Annotated in this window: 14 protein-coding genes; 11 read left to right on the top strand and 3 right to left on the bottom strand. The window is 43.7% G+C overall.

Going from position 1 to position 14,689, the window contains the following annotated elements; all coding sequences use genetic code 11:
* Positions 1-68: 68 nt before the first annotated feature.
* Positions 69-533, bottom strand: coding sequence for a CYTH domain-containing protein (locus tag ACUNWA_RS13530; RefSeq protein ID WP_445592458.1), 465 nt, complete (start codon positions 531-533; stop codon positions 69-71).
* A gap of 355 nt (positions 534-888) precedes the next feature.
* Here ACUNWA_RS13530 and ACUNWA_RS13525 point away from each other — a divergent pair, with 355 nt between their 5' ends.
* From ACUNWA_RS13525 to ACUNWA_RS13505, 5 genes are all read left to right on the top strand, one after another.
* The gene (locus tag ACUNWA_RS13525) at positions 889-1,353 is read left to right on the top strand and encodes an NADH-quinone oxidoreductase subunit NuoE family protein (protein ID WP_445592457.1); all 465 of its coding nucleotides are present in this window, start codon (positions 889-891) and stop codon (positions 1,351-1,353) included.
* Between the two features lie 5 nt (positions 1,354-1,358).
* A complete protein-coding gene (locus tag ACUNWA_RS13520; RefSeq protein ID WP_445592456.1) occupies positions 1,359-2,546 on the top strand; it encodes an NADH-ubiquinone oxidoreductase-F iron-sulfur binding region domain-containing protein in 1,188 nt (395 codons plus the stop codon).
* Positions 2,547-2,564: 18 nt separating this feature from the next.
* Positions 2,565-4,355, top strand: a complete 1,791-nt coding sequence (locus ACUNWA_RS13515) for an NADH-dependent [FeFe] hydrogenase, group A6 (RefSeq protein WP_445592455.1) — start codon at positions 2,565-2,567, stop codon at positions 4,353-4,355.
* Between the two features lie 119 nt (positions 4,356-4,474).
* The gene (locus tag ACUNWA_RS13510) at positions 4,475-5,782 is read left to right on the top strand and encodes a serine hydrolase domain-containing protein (protein WP_445592454.1); all 1,308 of its coding nucleotides are present in this window, start codon (positions 4,475-4,477) and stop codon (positions 5,780-5,782) included.
* A 107-nt stretch (positions 5,783-5,889) separates the two neighbouring features.
* Positions 5,890-6,372, top strand: a complete 483-nt coding sequence (locus ACUNWA_RS13505; RefSeq protein WP_445592453.1) for a methylated-DNA--[protein]-cysteine S-methyltransferase — start codon at positions 5,890-5,892, stop codon at positions 6,370-6,372.
* 9 nt (positions 6,373-6,381) lie between these two features.
* On the opposite strand, the gene hydE is transcribed toward ACUNWA_RS13505, so the two are convergent.
* The gene (hydE, locus tag ACUNWA_RS13500) at positions 6,382-7,524 is read right to left on the bottom strand and encodes a [FeFe] hydrogenase H-cluster radical SAM maturase HydE (protein WP_445592452.1); all 1,143 of its coding nucleotides are present in this window, start codon (positions 7,522-7,524) and stop codon (positions 6,382-6,384) included.
* A 205-nt stretch (positions 7,525-7,729) separates the two neighbouring features.
* On the opposite strand from hydE, the gene ACUNWA_RS13495 reads away from it, so the two are divergent.
* The 6 genes from ACUNWA_RS13495 to ACUNWA_RS13470 all read left to right on the top strand — a co-directional run bounded on the left by ACUNWA_RS13495 (position 7,730) and on the right by ACUNWA_RS13470 (position 13,688).
* Positions 7,730-8,320: a DUF502 domain-containing protein gene (locus ACUNWA_RS13495; protein ID WP_445592451.1), complete on the top strand. Its 591-nt coding sequence runs from the start codon at positions 7,730-7,732 to the stop codon at positions 8,318-8,320.
* A 201-nt stretch (positions 8,321-8,521) separates the two neighbouring features.
* Positions 8,522-9,460, top strand: a complete 939-nt coding sequence (locus ACUNWA_RS13490) for an ABC transporter ATP-binding protein (RefSeq protein WP_445592450.1) — start codon at positions 8,522-8,524, stop codon at positions 9,458-9,460.
* Positions 9,453-10,787, top strand: a complete 1,335-nt coding sequence (locus tag ACUNWA_RS13485) for an ABC transporter permease (protein WP_445592449.1) — start codon at positions 9,453-9,455, stop codon at positions 10,785-10,787. The genes ACUNWA_RS13490 and ACUNWA_RS13485 overlap by 8 nt, the downstream gene beginning before the upstream one ends.
* A gap of 236 nt (positions 10,788-11,023) precedes the next feature.
* Positions 11,024-11,935 carry a cysteine synthase A gene (gene cysK, locus ACUNWA_RS13480; protein WP_445592448.1) on the top strand — a complete coding sequence of 304 codons (912 nt, stop codon included), beginning with the start codon at positions 11,024-11,026 and terminating at the stop codon, positions 11,933-11,935.
* Between the two features lie 208 nt (positions 11,936-12,143).
* Positions 12,144-13,016, top strand: a complete 873-nt coding sequence (locus ACUNWA_RS13475) for a PIG-L deacetylase family protein (protein ID WP_445592447.1) — start codon at positions 12,144-12,146, stop codon at positions 13,014-13,016.
* A gap of 147 nt (positions 13,017-13,163) precedes the next feature.
* On the top strand, positions 13,164-13,688 hold the full coding sequence (locus tag ACUNWA_RS13470; protein WP_445592446.1) for a mechanosensitive ion channel domain-containing protein: 525 nt from the start codon (positions 13,164-13,166) through the stop codon (positions 13,686-13,688).
* Positions 13,689-13,853: 165 nt separating this feature from the next.
* On the opposite strand, the gene ACUNWA_RS13465 is transcribed toward ACUNWA_RS13470, so the two are convergent.
* Positions 13,854-14,513 carry a tetratricopeptide repeat protein gene (locus tag ACUNWA_RS13465; RefSeq protein WP_445592445.1) on the bottom strand — a complete coding sequence of 220 codons (660 nt, stop codon included), beginning with the start codon at positions 14,511-14,513 and terminating at the stop codon, positions 13,854-13,856.
* Between the last annotated feature and the right edge of the window lie 176 nt (positions 14,514-14,689).

Genomic DNA, 14,689 nt, shown 5'->3' with positions numbered 1-14,689 from the left:
GGCTTTACTTACAAACGTAACTTCATACAAAATCTTGTGCATGGCTATCAAAAACTAAGCCAGAGTGGCTATTCCCAAGTCGAATAGGGGTGCTGGGCCAAGTATGAATTGTGGTATTGAACCTGCCCGGTAACCTCTTCTCTAATCCAAGACGGAATACGAACCCCCTCATCTTCATGAAGAAGCTCGACTTCTGCCAAAATTAATCCTTGATTGACTCCCTCAAAAAAATCAACTTCCCATTTTCGACCATCAACAAAAATATGATGCCTGACTTTTTCAATCGGTGGGTACACCGCCAATTTGACAAGCTCATGGGCATCGTTTACCGGAATCGGGTATTCAAACTCCTTCCGCGAAATACCAACCATCTTCCCTTTGATAGTTAAATAGGCCGAATCATCCGTTATCCGAACCCGAATCGTTCGTTCCGGATCGGTTTGCAGATAGGCCTGAATCATCTCTATTTTTTGTTCTGCTTCAGGAAGTAGCTGCTCGTCTACCAAAAATTTTCGTTCAATTTCTATGGACATACCCACCAATTTTTAAACAAAAGTAAAAGACCTGACGAGATAAAAAGAATAGAAGTCAAAAGATTTACAAAACCCTCTCCATCCTTAAGCCAATGTAAAATATTCACTTATTTAGAATCGTTCTAATGCTCAAAAGTCGAAATTATGTTGAAGAACAGCTAATAACCAGTGTATCCTGATAAAAGTCTACTGGTTATCTTCCTCAGCTTCCTTAATTTTACACCAAAGTGAACAAATGATCTTTCTAACAAAAAAAAGGTTAGTTCAACAAAAATTGGATCCCGCCATCACCCAGGCGCTCTCATACAACATGTTACCTTCAAATCGAACTAAATCAATTCTAATTTCAAAAGGTATGAGCCCACTACAAGACCTAATAAAAACCCTCGCTGATGAACACGGCAGAAACCGGCGCAATTTACTCCCTATCTTACAAGGCGTTGTTGAGCAGGAAAAATACCTGTCGGAATATTCCATGATTGAAATTGCTCGTGAACTGAATCTTTCCACGGCTGATGTTTATGGCACCGCAACCTTTTATTCGTTTCTGGAACACCAAAAAATGGGCACGTATATTATTAGGGTGTGCAAAACCATTACCTGCTCCATGAAAGGCAAAAACCAGATTCTGCTAACCATCCAGGACATGCTCAAAATTGGCTTGGGCGAAACCACGTCCGATGGAAAATTCTCCTTACTGCAAACCAACTGTTTGGGATGGTGCCACAAGGCGCCGGCGATGCTGATAAATGATGAGGTTTACACCGAACTAAACCATGAATCGGTACGAGAAATTTTGAGTCAATACCTAAAAAAATAAAAACCATGGTTGCTTCATCCTATCAACTAAAACGTGCTGATTTTATCTTCAAAAATGATAATGACTGGGAACGGATTCTGGATAAAACCCTTACGCGTCCACCTCAGGAACTAATTAACGAATTGATGAGTTCGGAGCTTAAAGGCCGCGGCGGTGCTGGTTTTCCAACCGGATTAAAATGGAAGCTGACCGCCGAAGAACCATCGGACGAAAAGTTTGTAATTTGCAATGCCGATGAAGGAGAACCCGGCACATTCAAAGACCGCGAAATCTTATCGAAGGTTCCTTACAAAGTACTGATGGCCATGGCTATTTGTGGCTACGTCATTGGTTCGTCAAAAGGATACATCTACTTACGGGGCGAATATAAGTTTCTGGTTCCCGAGCTCAACAAAGTTATCCAGGAATTTGAATACTACTGTAAAGAAATAGGCCACGACTTTTCCATCCAGATATTTCTAGGAAGCGGAGCCTACATTTGTGGAGAAGAAACGGCTCTATTTGAATCAATGGAAGGCAAGCGAGGCGAACCGCGCAACAAACCTCCCTATCCCACCTCAAACGGATACTTGGGCAAAGCCACCGTGGTAAACAATGTTGAAACATTAGCCCACACGTTCACCATCTTTAAATATGGGGCGAAGAAATTTTATGATCTCGGCGTTCAATATTCCCGGGGCTCCAAACTGTTCTCCGTTTCGGGCGACACCCCAAAACCCGGAATCTACGAACTCGAACTGGGAATGAGTCTCCAGGATTTTGTCAACGAGTTTGGCGATGGCGACACCAAAGCGGTACAGGTTGGCGGTGCTTCCGGATTTTTAGTTCCCCGTAAACGACTCGAGAAAACCACTATTGGTTACCGGGGCAAACTAACCGGGATTTCGCTGCCCACCGGCGGATCCATGATGCTATACAACAGCTCCCGATCGATGTACAATGTGCTGGACAATTACCTGGAATTTTTCAGGGAAGAAAGTTGCGGACAGTGCACGCCTTGCCGCGTTGGCTGCCAACAGCTTCACAGTGGGATAAAGGCTGTTAAGCGGGGAGAGAAACCGGCTCAATACCTCGACAAACTACTCAAACTAACCGAGACCATGCAGTTAACCGCCAAATGTGGATTGGGACAATCGGTCGCCAACTCGTTTAGCTCCATTGTTGAGAATTTCCGGGAAGAAATGATTTACTAATTCCAAAAGCAAATGACGATGAGCACGAAAATAAATGTCACAATCAACGGATTTCAACTCGAAGTAGAACGCGGAAGCACCATTCTCGATGCCGCCAATGAAGCCGACATCATCATTCCGACCTTATGCTACCACAAAGATCTGTGCATTGCCGGCAATTGCCGGGTTTGTGTGGTCGAAGTGTCGGGGCAGAAACGCCTGGCTGCGGCCTGTGCTACTCCCTGCGAAGAAGAAATGGAGATTCAGACCAACAGCCTAAAAGTAAGAAATTCGCGCAAGCACATCATCGAGCTGTTATTGTCGGAACACAATGCCGACTGCACCAAATGCTACAAGAATGGGGACTGCGAGCTGCAGGAACTGGCTTCGGAGTATAAAATTATGACCCAAGATTTCCTCCGTCTGGCGCCCATGAGAAATTACACCATCGACCAATTCTCCCCTTCTATCATCAAAGATGACAGCAAATGCATCCGCTGCCAGCGCTGTGTGCGCACCTGTGCCGAATTACAGGGAGTAAACGCCCTGACAGTTGCCTACAAAGGCGATGAAATGAAAATTGCCACCTTCTTTGAAAAAGCGATGAACGATGTGGTATGCACCAACTGTGGACAGTGTGTCAACCACTGCCCTACAGGCGCGCTGGTCGAGCGTAACTACATTGAAGAAGTGTGGGACGCTATCTCGAACCCCGACAAGCATGTGGTGGTTCAAACAGCACCGGCCGTTCGCGTAGGCCTGGGCGAAGCCTTAGGAATGGAAGTTGGAGCGCGGGTAACAGGCAAAATGGCCACTGCCCTCAAACGACTCGGATTCAACTCCGTTTTAGACACTGACTTCACGGCCGACCTGACCATTATTGAAGAAGGAACTGAACTGCTTAACCGCCTCAAAAAAGTATTGCAGGACAACGATGCCAGTGTCAAACTACCGCTCACGACATCTTGCTCTCCAGGATGGATTAAATATATTGAACACCTGTATCCTGATCTTCTGGAAAATCTTTCGACCTGCAAATCGCCTCAGCAAATGTTTGGAGCCTTGGCCAAAACCTATTATGCCAAGGCCCGAAAAATTGATCCGGAGAAAATCGTTTCGGTGTCGATCATGCCTTGTACTGCTAAAAAGTTTGAAGCCAATCGGCCCGAAATGCACGATAGTGGCTTCCGCGATGTCGACTATGTGCTTACCACACGCGAACTCGCCATTATGATCAAACAAGCCGGTATCGAATTTGAAAAACTTCCGGATGGTAAGTTCGATCGATTGATGGGTGAATCTACAGGTGCCGGAGTGATCTTTGGTGCCACAGGAGGTGTGATGGAAGCAGCACTGCGAACAGCCTATGAATTGGTAACCGGACGCGAAGTGCCCTTTGACAATCTGAATATCACCCCGGTTCGCGGAATTGACGGCGTGCGGGAAGCTTCAGTAAAAATTGAAAACCCACTCAAAGAATGGGCATTTCTGGATGGTGTAGAACTAAAATGCGCCATTGCTCACGGACTTGTTAACGCCCAAAAAGTAATGGATGCAGTAAAAGAAGGCACCAGCAATTACCATTTCATTGAAATTATGGCTTGCCCTGGCGGCTGTCTTGGAGGTGGAGGTCAACCCATTCCGACAAGCCCGGAGATTCGTCAAAAGCGCATGGACGCCATTTATGCCGAAGATGGTGAGATGCCGCTACGTAAATCACATGAAAACCCGGGAGTGTTAAAAATTTACCAGGATTTTCTAGGCGAACCACTTGGTCCAAAGTCACACCACCTCCTGCATACCAAATACACACCAAGAGATCGGTTCTAAAGCGACCAGTACTAAACCACTTCATTCTTCAGAAGTGGTTTTTTTATTTTCAGAATCTTCTGCTCAATTTATCAATATTGTGTAAATTGTGCTGCCTAATAAATAGTAAACACAATTATATGCTTAAGCTAATTACCTTTATTCTCAGTATTCTTTTTCTTTCTGCTTGCACCCATCCGAAGGAGAGTTCTCTGAATCCAAACCACATAAACCCAACCGAAGCAGGATTTTCAGAGCAAAGATTGGCTAAGGCTGATAGCTTAATTGAGCGGTATATGTCAGAACATTGGCTTCCCGGTGGGGTTTTTCTGGTAGCCCGTCACGGAACCATTGCCTACTACAAAAGCTTTGGTTTCCATTCCTTAAATTTCTGGCAACAATATCAAAAAGACGATATTTTCCGAATTGCGTCCATGACCAAAGCAGTAACAAGCGTAGCCATCATGCAGCTCTACGAACAAGGGAAACTGGGATTGGATGATCCGCTAAAAAAATACCTCCCAGCCTTTGCACAAACAGAAGTTCTGGATCAGTTAAACCCAGTCGACTCGAGCTTTACGACCGTTCCTCCCCAAAGGCCCATAAGCATTCGTCACCTGTTAACACACACTTCCGGCCTGGTTTATAGCAATTTTGAACGAGGAGATATTCGCGCAGCCTACCAAAAACTGGACTTACTAGGTGTCGGACTTTCGCACCAATCCTGGACAACCAACCAGTTTATCGACCAGCTGGCCAAGGCTCCCCTTGCTTTTCATCCGGGTGAACGATACAACTACGGCTTAAACATGGATGTTCTTGGTCGGGTAATTGAAGTCGTTTCAGGCTTATCCCTCCGGGATTATTTTCAACAACATATTTTTGATCCTCTCAAAATGGTCGACACCCATTTTTACTTACCCAAAGAAAAACAGGAGCGCCTGGTTCCGGTGTATGCACAAACCGATCAGGGCACCATCATGAAGCAAGATGATGACTTATCTCCGGGAATTGATTACCCCAAATGGAAAGACAGAGGGCATTATGCGGGAGGTGGCGGACTATCATCCACAGCTATGGATTATGCTCGTTTTATTCAAGCTCTGCTCAATGGAGGAGAATTAAACGGTCATCGGATTTTAGGCCGAAAGACAATCGAGTTGATGACTGCAGACCAATTTGTAATGCTCAACAGAAAAGGAGCCGGAATAAGCTCAATACCAGGCAACACCTTTAGCTTAGGCTTCGGATTAATCACCCAAGAAGCCAATGGCCTTAATTCAAAATCTCCCGGAACGTATGAGTGGGGCGGCTATTTCAGCACCAAATTTTTTATCGACCCCAAAGAAGAACTCATTTTTGTTGGTATGACACAAATTAATCCGTTTATCCACGGTGAATTTTACGAGCGCTTAACCGCTGTAATCTATGGAGCGATCGATGACTAACGAAAAAACATATCCCCATTTGCTATTCGAGTGAGCACTTTTCCCAAACCTTTTCGTTAATACAACGTTAACTAAACGTTAACTAAAGACAAAAGAATAACTATCCAGTGGCTCAATCCTTCACATATCCATCTCCCATCGGCTTGATGCAGTTTGACTGCAGTGACCAATGCATCACCACAATTCAGTTTGTTGAGCACGAGTGCAAAGCTCTCGACATGGATCCGGAATTAGAAGATCTAATTTTTCGACAGATGGAGGATTATTTCGACGGACGACGCTTTCAATTTGATCTTCCGCTCAAGCCCGAAGGAACTGATTTTCAAAAAAGGGTTTGGAACCAACTGGCAGCGATCGATTATGGACAACAGATTAGTTATTTAGATCTGGCATTGCGACTTGGAGATAAAAACTTGGTTCAGGCTGTTGGTGGCGCCAACTCCAAAAATCCGTTACCTATTGTTATTCCCTGCCACCGCGTGATCGGCAGTAACAAAAAACTAGTAGGCTATGCCGGAGGCCTGTGGCGAAAAAAATGGCTTTTACGCCACGAGCTGGAGTTTCGACAATCCAGCCATGACCTCTTTTAAAAGCTGCTCTTAATTACCTCCTGATGAAGCCTGACTTCGATCAGAAAAGTGCTTAGAATCTCCCCATTCGCCGTAGCCAATTTCTCCACCCGCCATTTCAATCCGTGCTTCCAAACAGTTACGACACAATTCCGCATCTTCATCCAGACAAGGTTTGTCTTCGTATAGTTGGTATTCTTTTCTGAAATCGCATGGAGTCAGATTCGGCATAATCACATTGGCACCAATCTTCAACGCTTTTTCCCTTCCGGCGGGATCGATAGCCTGCAAGGCTGTAGCTGCCGCAATGTTTATATCTGGCATTAGCAAACGCAACACAGCCACCATTTTCAGAGCCAGATCGAAGCGCTCCTGTTTGGTTTTTAGTTGATCCCGAAAAGTGTACAAAGGAGTATCTTCATGCTCAATATAAGGCCCCATACCCACCATATCCACATCGAGTTTTTTCAGAAAAAGTAAATCCGCAGCCAAATGCTCCATCGTTTGAAAAGGTAATCCAATCATGACGCCTGTTCCAACCTGGTAGCCGCAATCCTTCAATAACTGCAAGCATTCCAATCGCTTTTCAAATGAATGATGTGCGTTTTGCAGATGGATTTGAGAGTACAATTCCGGAGTGGAACTCTCGATGCGCAACAGGTACCGGTGTGCGCCACTTTCGAACCAGCGCTGATACGTTTCCCGACTTTGCTCTCCACAAGATAAGGTGATTCCTAATTCCTGGTTTGAAAGCTCCTTGATCGATTTTAGCAAACGGTCGACACGATCGACAAAGGCTGGCGACGACAATTCGCCCGACTGTAACACCACCGACCCAAAACGATTTTCCCAGGCAAAGCGGCAGGCCGCCAAAATCTCCTTGTCCGAAGCCTCATAACGAATAACCTTCTCGTTGCTTTTGCGAATACCACAATACAGGCAATCCTTTGAGCAAATATTAGAGAATTCAACGAGTCCCCGGAAATAAACCTGCTTACCAACAACCTCCACTTTCCGGTCCTGAGCGGCATTAAACAAAATCTTTCGATCGTTGCCTTCCACCTGAAGCAAAGCTAGTAGATCGTCTTTAGAAAACGATTTTTGCGCGATAATATCCGATACATTTTTCACGCTACGAAGATAAACATTTCCCCAATGTTGGAATCCCGACATGACAAAAATTAGATAACACTCACTTCCAGGCACCTATTCATGCCTCCAGCCCGGATTATGCAACTACCCGATGCTATTGACGAGCTTCGCAATCCATAGCAGCAGATTAGTTTGCCCATAAGTTTATTTTGTAACTTGCTTCACCAAACGCCAGCAATGATAATATCAGTGATATCAATTCGCCTTATTCAAAAAATTATAGCCCATGAAAAAATTACTGACTTACTTTATGCAAGGCCTTGTGCTTGTTGCCCCCATCGTTATAACCATCTACATTGTTTTCCTGATCTTTGATTTTATCGATGGGATTTTACGCCACCAACTGGAACTATGGTTTGGCTATATGATCCCCGGTCTGGGATTACTCCTCATTTTTGCAATGATCACCTTTCTGGGCTTCGTTGGGCAATCCATTGTAGCTCGTCCATTCAAAGCACTGGGACATCACTTACTCAAGAAAGCACCTCTGCTACAAGTTATTTATAGCTCGCTGGCTGATCTTTTCTCAGCTTTCGTGGGCAAAGAGAAAAAGTTTAACCAGCCGGTTTTGGTGGAGATCAACAAAGAAAACAAGCTCTGGAAAATTGGATTCGTCACGCAAAAAAGCATGGCCGAAATAGGAATGGAAGGCTTGGTTGCCGTTTACTTTCCACACTCGTATAACTTTTCCGGCGAATTATATATGATTGTCTCCTCCGCCATCAAACCGCTGGAAATGCCTCCTTCTGAAGCCATGAAATTTGTAGTTTCGGGCGGAGTAACCCGGGTCAACGAAACCGGACTGAGTGCAAAATAGGAAACAGCAGAACACGTGCTACTGACCAAATCTACTGAAAGCAAGAACCCAAAAGTGCCACTCGGAGATTAAAATCAACTATTCGCCGAAAAAAGCAGGCCCTTTATGGTGTTTTACTTAAATTTGAATAGCAAAACGAGCTTCCCGGCTCGCTCAATTTAAAACGAATTACATAATTTTAAAAACCTAAATACCATATCCATGGAACTTTTCACAGCGACCAATGTCGTGAAAGATTATGCCGGACACCGGGCATTGGATGAAGTCAGCATTCAAGTTTCCGAACAAAGCATCTTTGGATTGCTCGGACCTAATGGTGCTGGCAAAACCACGCTGATCCGCATCATCAACCAGATTACCGCTCCCGATCAAGGTGAAATTAGACTGTTTGGACGCAAGCTGAAAGCTACCGACATTCAACACATTGGCTACTTGCCTGAAGAACGGGGTCTATATAAAAAGATGAAAGTGGGCGAACAAGCCTTATACCTCGCTCAGCTGAAAGGATTAAGTCGCCATGATGCCTTAAAAAGCCTGAAATACTGGTTCGAGAAATTTGAGATTCAGCCGTGGTGGAACAAAAAAGTAGAAGAACTCTCCAAAGGAATGCAGCAGAAAGTTCAGTTTATCATTACGGTTGTGCACCAACCCAAACTCCTGATTTTTGATGAACCTTTCAGTGGTTTTGACCCCATCAATACCAACCTGCTAAAAAATGAAATCCTCCAGCTAAAAGAAGGAGGGACAACCATCATCTTTTCGACCCATAACATGGCGTCGGTAGAGGAAGTGTGCGATCACATCGCCCTCATCAACCAATCAAAAAAAATATTGGATGGCCCAATCGACACCATCAAAGAACAGTATAAACAAGACGTTTTTGAGATTGAAACAACTGCTCCCCATGATGTCACCGCCGAATTCAGCCGCAATGGTTTTCAACTCATCGATTATGAACTGAAAGGTCAGATCCAGCGCGTGAAATTTCAACTTGAGCATGAAGTTTCGACCAATACCCTACTCCACAACCTGATGGAAAAAATGGAGATTCGCTCTTTCCGCGAAGTAATTCCTTCGATGAATGAAGTCTTTATCCAAGTTGTTGAACAAGCAAACCCCAAAACACAAGCTCATGCATAAATCATTCTTAATCTTAAAACGGGAATACCTGACCCGGGTCCGGAAAAAGTCCTTCATCATACTAACCTTACTGGTTCCTTTTTTATTTGCCGGGATTACCATTTTGCCAACTTGGCTGGCCATGCAAGATGACAAGGAAGAGCGAAACATCGGGGTTTACGATGCCAGCCAGCAGTTTCATGAACGATGGGAAGATACCGAATTCACCCATTTTACCTTTATTCCGAAAACGGAATTTGAGCATATTCAGCAAGACATCAAATCGAGTGCTTACTACGCTGTATTATATATTCCAGAAGATATCGTTACGACAAGCCGCGCCAGCTTACTGTCCGACAAGCAAGTGACCTTCGACATCAAAAATATGATTGGCAACAAGCTCGAAAATCTGATTGAAGAAGATAAAAAAGCGCTGATCATTGATGAGTCAGGTATTCCGGATCTGGAGGAAAAGTTGGCCGCTGCCCGTACTCATATTCAATTGGAAACGGTGAAAGTGGACGAAAAGGGTGAAGCGGTGAAAAGTTCAACGGAAATTGCCATGGCTGTTGGCTATGCTGCTGGATTCATTATTTACATGTTCGTCTTCATTTATGGGGCTATGGTTATGCGCGGTGTTATGGAAGAAAAGTCAAGCCGTATTGTGGAAGTGATTATCTCCTCGGTGAAGCCCACACAACTGATGTTTGGGAAAATCGTAGGCATTGGTTTGGTTGGCTTAACCCAACTTGTATTTTGGGTTGTATTGATGTTTTTGATTGTTACCGGCTTGCAGTTTTTTCTGTCCCCCGACCAGGCCGAAATGCTACAGCAGTCACAAAGCATGATGGCAGCCAATCCCCAGCTTCAACAAGCCACGCAAGATAATGCCGTACTCAACATTATCGATTTAATCGGTAATCTGAATATTCCGTTAATTCTGGGAGCTTTCCTATTCTACTTTTTAGGTGGATTTCTGATGTACTCTTCCCTGATGGGAGCCGTTGGTGCAGCTGTCGATCACGAAGAAGAAGCACAACAACTCATGCTTCCTGTTACCATTCCGCTTATCTTTTCTATCGTCATTTTATTTCCGGTGGTGAAAAACCCGGAAGGAGCGCTGGCCTTTTGGACGTCCATGATTCCATTCACTTCGCCAGTCATCATGATGGTTCGGGTTCCTTATGGGGTTCCGCTGTGGGAACTGTTACTTTCGATGAGCATCCTGCTGGGCTCCATTTATGGGACCATTTGGGTTGCAGGTAAAATTTATCGGACCGGTATTTTAATGTATGGTAAGAAGGTCAATTTTAAAGAAATCCTTAAATGGCTTTTTTATAAGAATTAAATATCAGACTAAATTGTATTTTATTCAGAATTTTTACTTAATATTGTTCCATCTAAAATAGAAAAAGACAATTCAGATGAACTTTTCCTTCCCAAATATGTGTATGTGCTGTTGCTTCGAAGTAACACGGGGAAGGTATGAGTAAAATGCAGTAAACTCTTTATAAAGATATAAGCAGGCCTTCCATGATTTTGGAAGGCCTTTTTTTGTTTAATAACCCTTTAAAACAGATAAATATGAAATTTAACACCATTTTGGAGACCATTGGCAACACGCCTTTAGTGCGAATAAACAACCTCTATCCTGAGGGATATGAAGTCTACATCAAGCTGGAACGAGCCAATCCAGGCGGTAGCATAAAAGACCGGATTGCCTTAAAGATGGTGGAAGACGCAGAGAGCAAAGGAATTCTGAAACCAGACTCGCTAATTGTTGAACCCACTTCGGGAAACACAGGCATCGGCCTCGCTCTGGTTGCCGCTGTCAAAAAATACAAATTGATTTTGGTTATGCCCGAGTCTATGTCTTTGGAGCGTCGTCGTATTTTGACCGCTCATGGCGCCCAATTGGTGCTTACACCTAAAGAAAAAGGGATGAAAGGAGCGATTGCCAAAGCAGAAGAAATTGCGGCAGAACATGCCAATTCGTGGATTCCTTCGCAATTTGATAACGAATCAAACCTTGCAGCCCACCGCGAACATACAGCTCAGGAAATCCTAAGCGACTTTCCCGAGGGCTTTGACTACCTGATTACCGGAGTGGGTACGGGTGGCCACATTTCAGGCGTAAGCGAAGTCTTGAAAAAACGTTTTCCCGACTTAAAAACACTGGCAGTTGAACCAGAACTTTCACCAGTAATCAGCGGGGGAAACCCAGGACCTCACCCCATCCAGGGTATTGGCGCCGGGTTCATTCCTGAAAATCTTAAAACCAACCTGCTGGACGGCACCGTTCAGGTTTCGAAAGAGGACGCTTTTGACTATGCCAGACGCGCAGCCAAAGAAGAAGGCCTGTTTATTGGCATTTCATCGGGCGCCTCTCTGGCTGCTGTGGCCAAGAAAATACAGGAGCTACCCAAAGGATCAAAAATCCTGACTTTCGCCTACGACACCGGAGAACGTTACCTTTCCATCGATGGCTTATTTTAATGCACATACTCCCAATGGAACTCAAAAAGACCAGTCTGCTATAGGCTGGTCTTTTTTGAGAATCCTTTTTTTCGGATATCTTTGAGAAAAAAATATCACCCTTGAAAGCAATTTTTGCAAACATACCTCAAAATTGATTTGGCTACCCCTTGACCAGCATCAGTGGAGTTCCCAAATTTCCCTATTAAAAAACCCAAAAAACTAAACCATGAAGAAACTAACAATCTTTATCCTATACGTTTTTCTTTTACCCCTATTTGCTAGTTCACAGGAAAAAATCAAACTGGTAGTCATTGGAGCTCATCCTGACGATTGTGACATTGATGCCGGAGGAACCGCCATTCAATTTGCGCGAATGGGACACCAAGTCCTTTTTGTTTCCCTTACCAATGGAGATGCGGGCCATTATGAAAAAGGAGGAGGCGCACTGGCTAAGATAAGACGAGCCGAAGCAAAAGAAGCCGGCAAGCGCCTGGGAGTGGAGTACTTGGTACTGGACAACCACGATGGCGAATTGATGCCAAGCTTGGAAAACAGACTGGAACTCATTCGTATCATCCGAAAATGGCAAGCAGACATTGTGATCGGTCATCGCCCCAATGACTACCATCCGGATCACCGATACACCGCACAGTTACTCCAGGATGCTGCCTTTATGGTGGTTGTCCCCAACATCGCCTCCGATGTTCCGGCTCTGAAAGAGAACCCACTTTTCTTGTATTCTCATGACCGATTTCAAAAACCGGCTCCGTTAAAACCAGATATTACCATCGACATTACGGAAGTGTATGATGATAAAACATACGGGATGGCCGCTCACGAATCTCAGTTTTTTGAGTGGCTGCCTTGGCTCAACGGCACCCTTGATCAAGTTCCCCAAACCGAAGAGGAGCGCCTAAAGTGGATGCATGGCATACGCGATCAGGAAATCAACAAGGAAGTACTGGCATCTCTGATCAAGTGGTATGGAACTAAAAAAGGCAAAGGGGTAAAAAAGGCCGAAGTCTTCGAAATTTGCGAATATGGCAGGTATCCATCCGATGATGAGATCAAAAGACTTTTCCCGATGCTCAAAAATTAGAGTCACCCTGTTTGTGCTGGAATCATGCGTATTTCAGCTTTTTTTACCGCTCATTTTGAATCAAATACAGGCCTTTGTTAACAGCTCGGTAGGCGGTAGTAAGAATACATCAATTTATTCCTATTTTTGTTTGAAACAATTATCACCATGGATGCCTACAAATTAGAAATCATGCAAACGGCCATTGTGCTGGCCTCATTATTAGCTATTCGCTTCGTTATTCGACATTCCATTAACCGAACGCTAAAGAAATTTAATTTCACCCTTCAACGTCGAAGAATCACCATTAAAATGATGAACTTTTTCATTATTCTGGGTGCCACCATAGCGGTTATAGGTATTTGGGGAATTGAAAAAGAGAAGTTGATGCTGTTTTTATCCTCGGTGCTTACCATCCTCGGAATCGCATTTTTCGCCCAATGGTCTATCCTGGCTAATATTACTGCTGGCTTAATTCTCTATTTTAACCATCCGATGAAACTGGGAGATCACATCAAAATACTCGAGAAAGATTTCATTATTGAAGGGCAGGTCAATGATGTAACCTTCTTTTTCATACACCTCATCTCGCCCGATGGTGATCGTATTACTATTCCCAACTCCATTATTCTGCAGAAAAACATTTCGGTCGAACATCCTGATAATAAAAAAGTGCGAACCCAAGCCCCCTAAAAGACCAGAACGATCGAGGCATCATCCCTCCCGAACTACTCACTGGTTGTTTTAAAGAATAGCGAAACGCAATTTAGTCTCTCCATTTCCCAAGTTCCAAACTTAAAATAAGGCATAAAAAAAGCTGCCCCATTTGGAGCAGCTTAAATTTTTCTGAGCTTCTAATTACCCATTGATTGCCTGACTAGCTGCAGCTTTTAGCTGCTTAGCAGTATCATTGTTTGGTGTCAGCTTTAATGCTTTATCAAAGAAAGGCAAAGCTTTTTTAAACTCCGTTTTTGCTTCACTCGTTGCTTGCTTATACTGGTCATCAGTCGTTTTAAATTTACCGGCAGCAACATCAGCAGCGGCCTCTTTCAAAATCGAGGCTCCCTTTTTGTAATACGCATTTCCTTCTTTCAAATAATAGGTTGAAAGCATGGATTTCATCTTAGAATCGTTTGCATTAGCAGCAATACCTGCTTCCAATGTTTCTACAAATCCTTGGTCATCCCCATTTTTCCGCTGTGCATTGGCTTTATACAAATAAGCAGTTGAAACTTTATAATTATTATTGATTGATTGGCCGAAATAATTAACTGCTTTCTCATAGCTTTTTACTTTATACGCACAATAGCCAGCGTTGTAGATCATCGCATTGTCTTGCTCTTCTTCGCCCCAGTTAGCCAACGATTTTTCGAACAATTCCAGAGCATTTTTGTAGTTCTTGTCTCGTAACGCATTATTACCATCATTCTTCAGTTGAAGTGCGTCAACTGCCTCTTGAGCCACTCCGGCAACGGCCATTCCAAGACAAAATACAGTAAATAAAAAAAATCGCTTCATAATATGATCCTCTTTTTCAGTTTTATTAATTATATAAAAGTTAAATCTTACCTCTTTTTAGTGTCAAAGTTTCCAAAAATAGCAATAATGATTTAAAAACCTAAACAAATATTGCACTCCTTTGGTTTTAATCACTCAGCAACAAGAAATTACTAAAATAAAAAAGCAGAAGGTAA

It is taken from the genome of Sunxiuqinia sp. sy24 (assembly GCF_052677165.1).
This window is presented reverse-complemented; position numbering and strand designations above follow the sequence as displayed.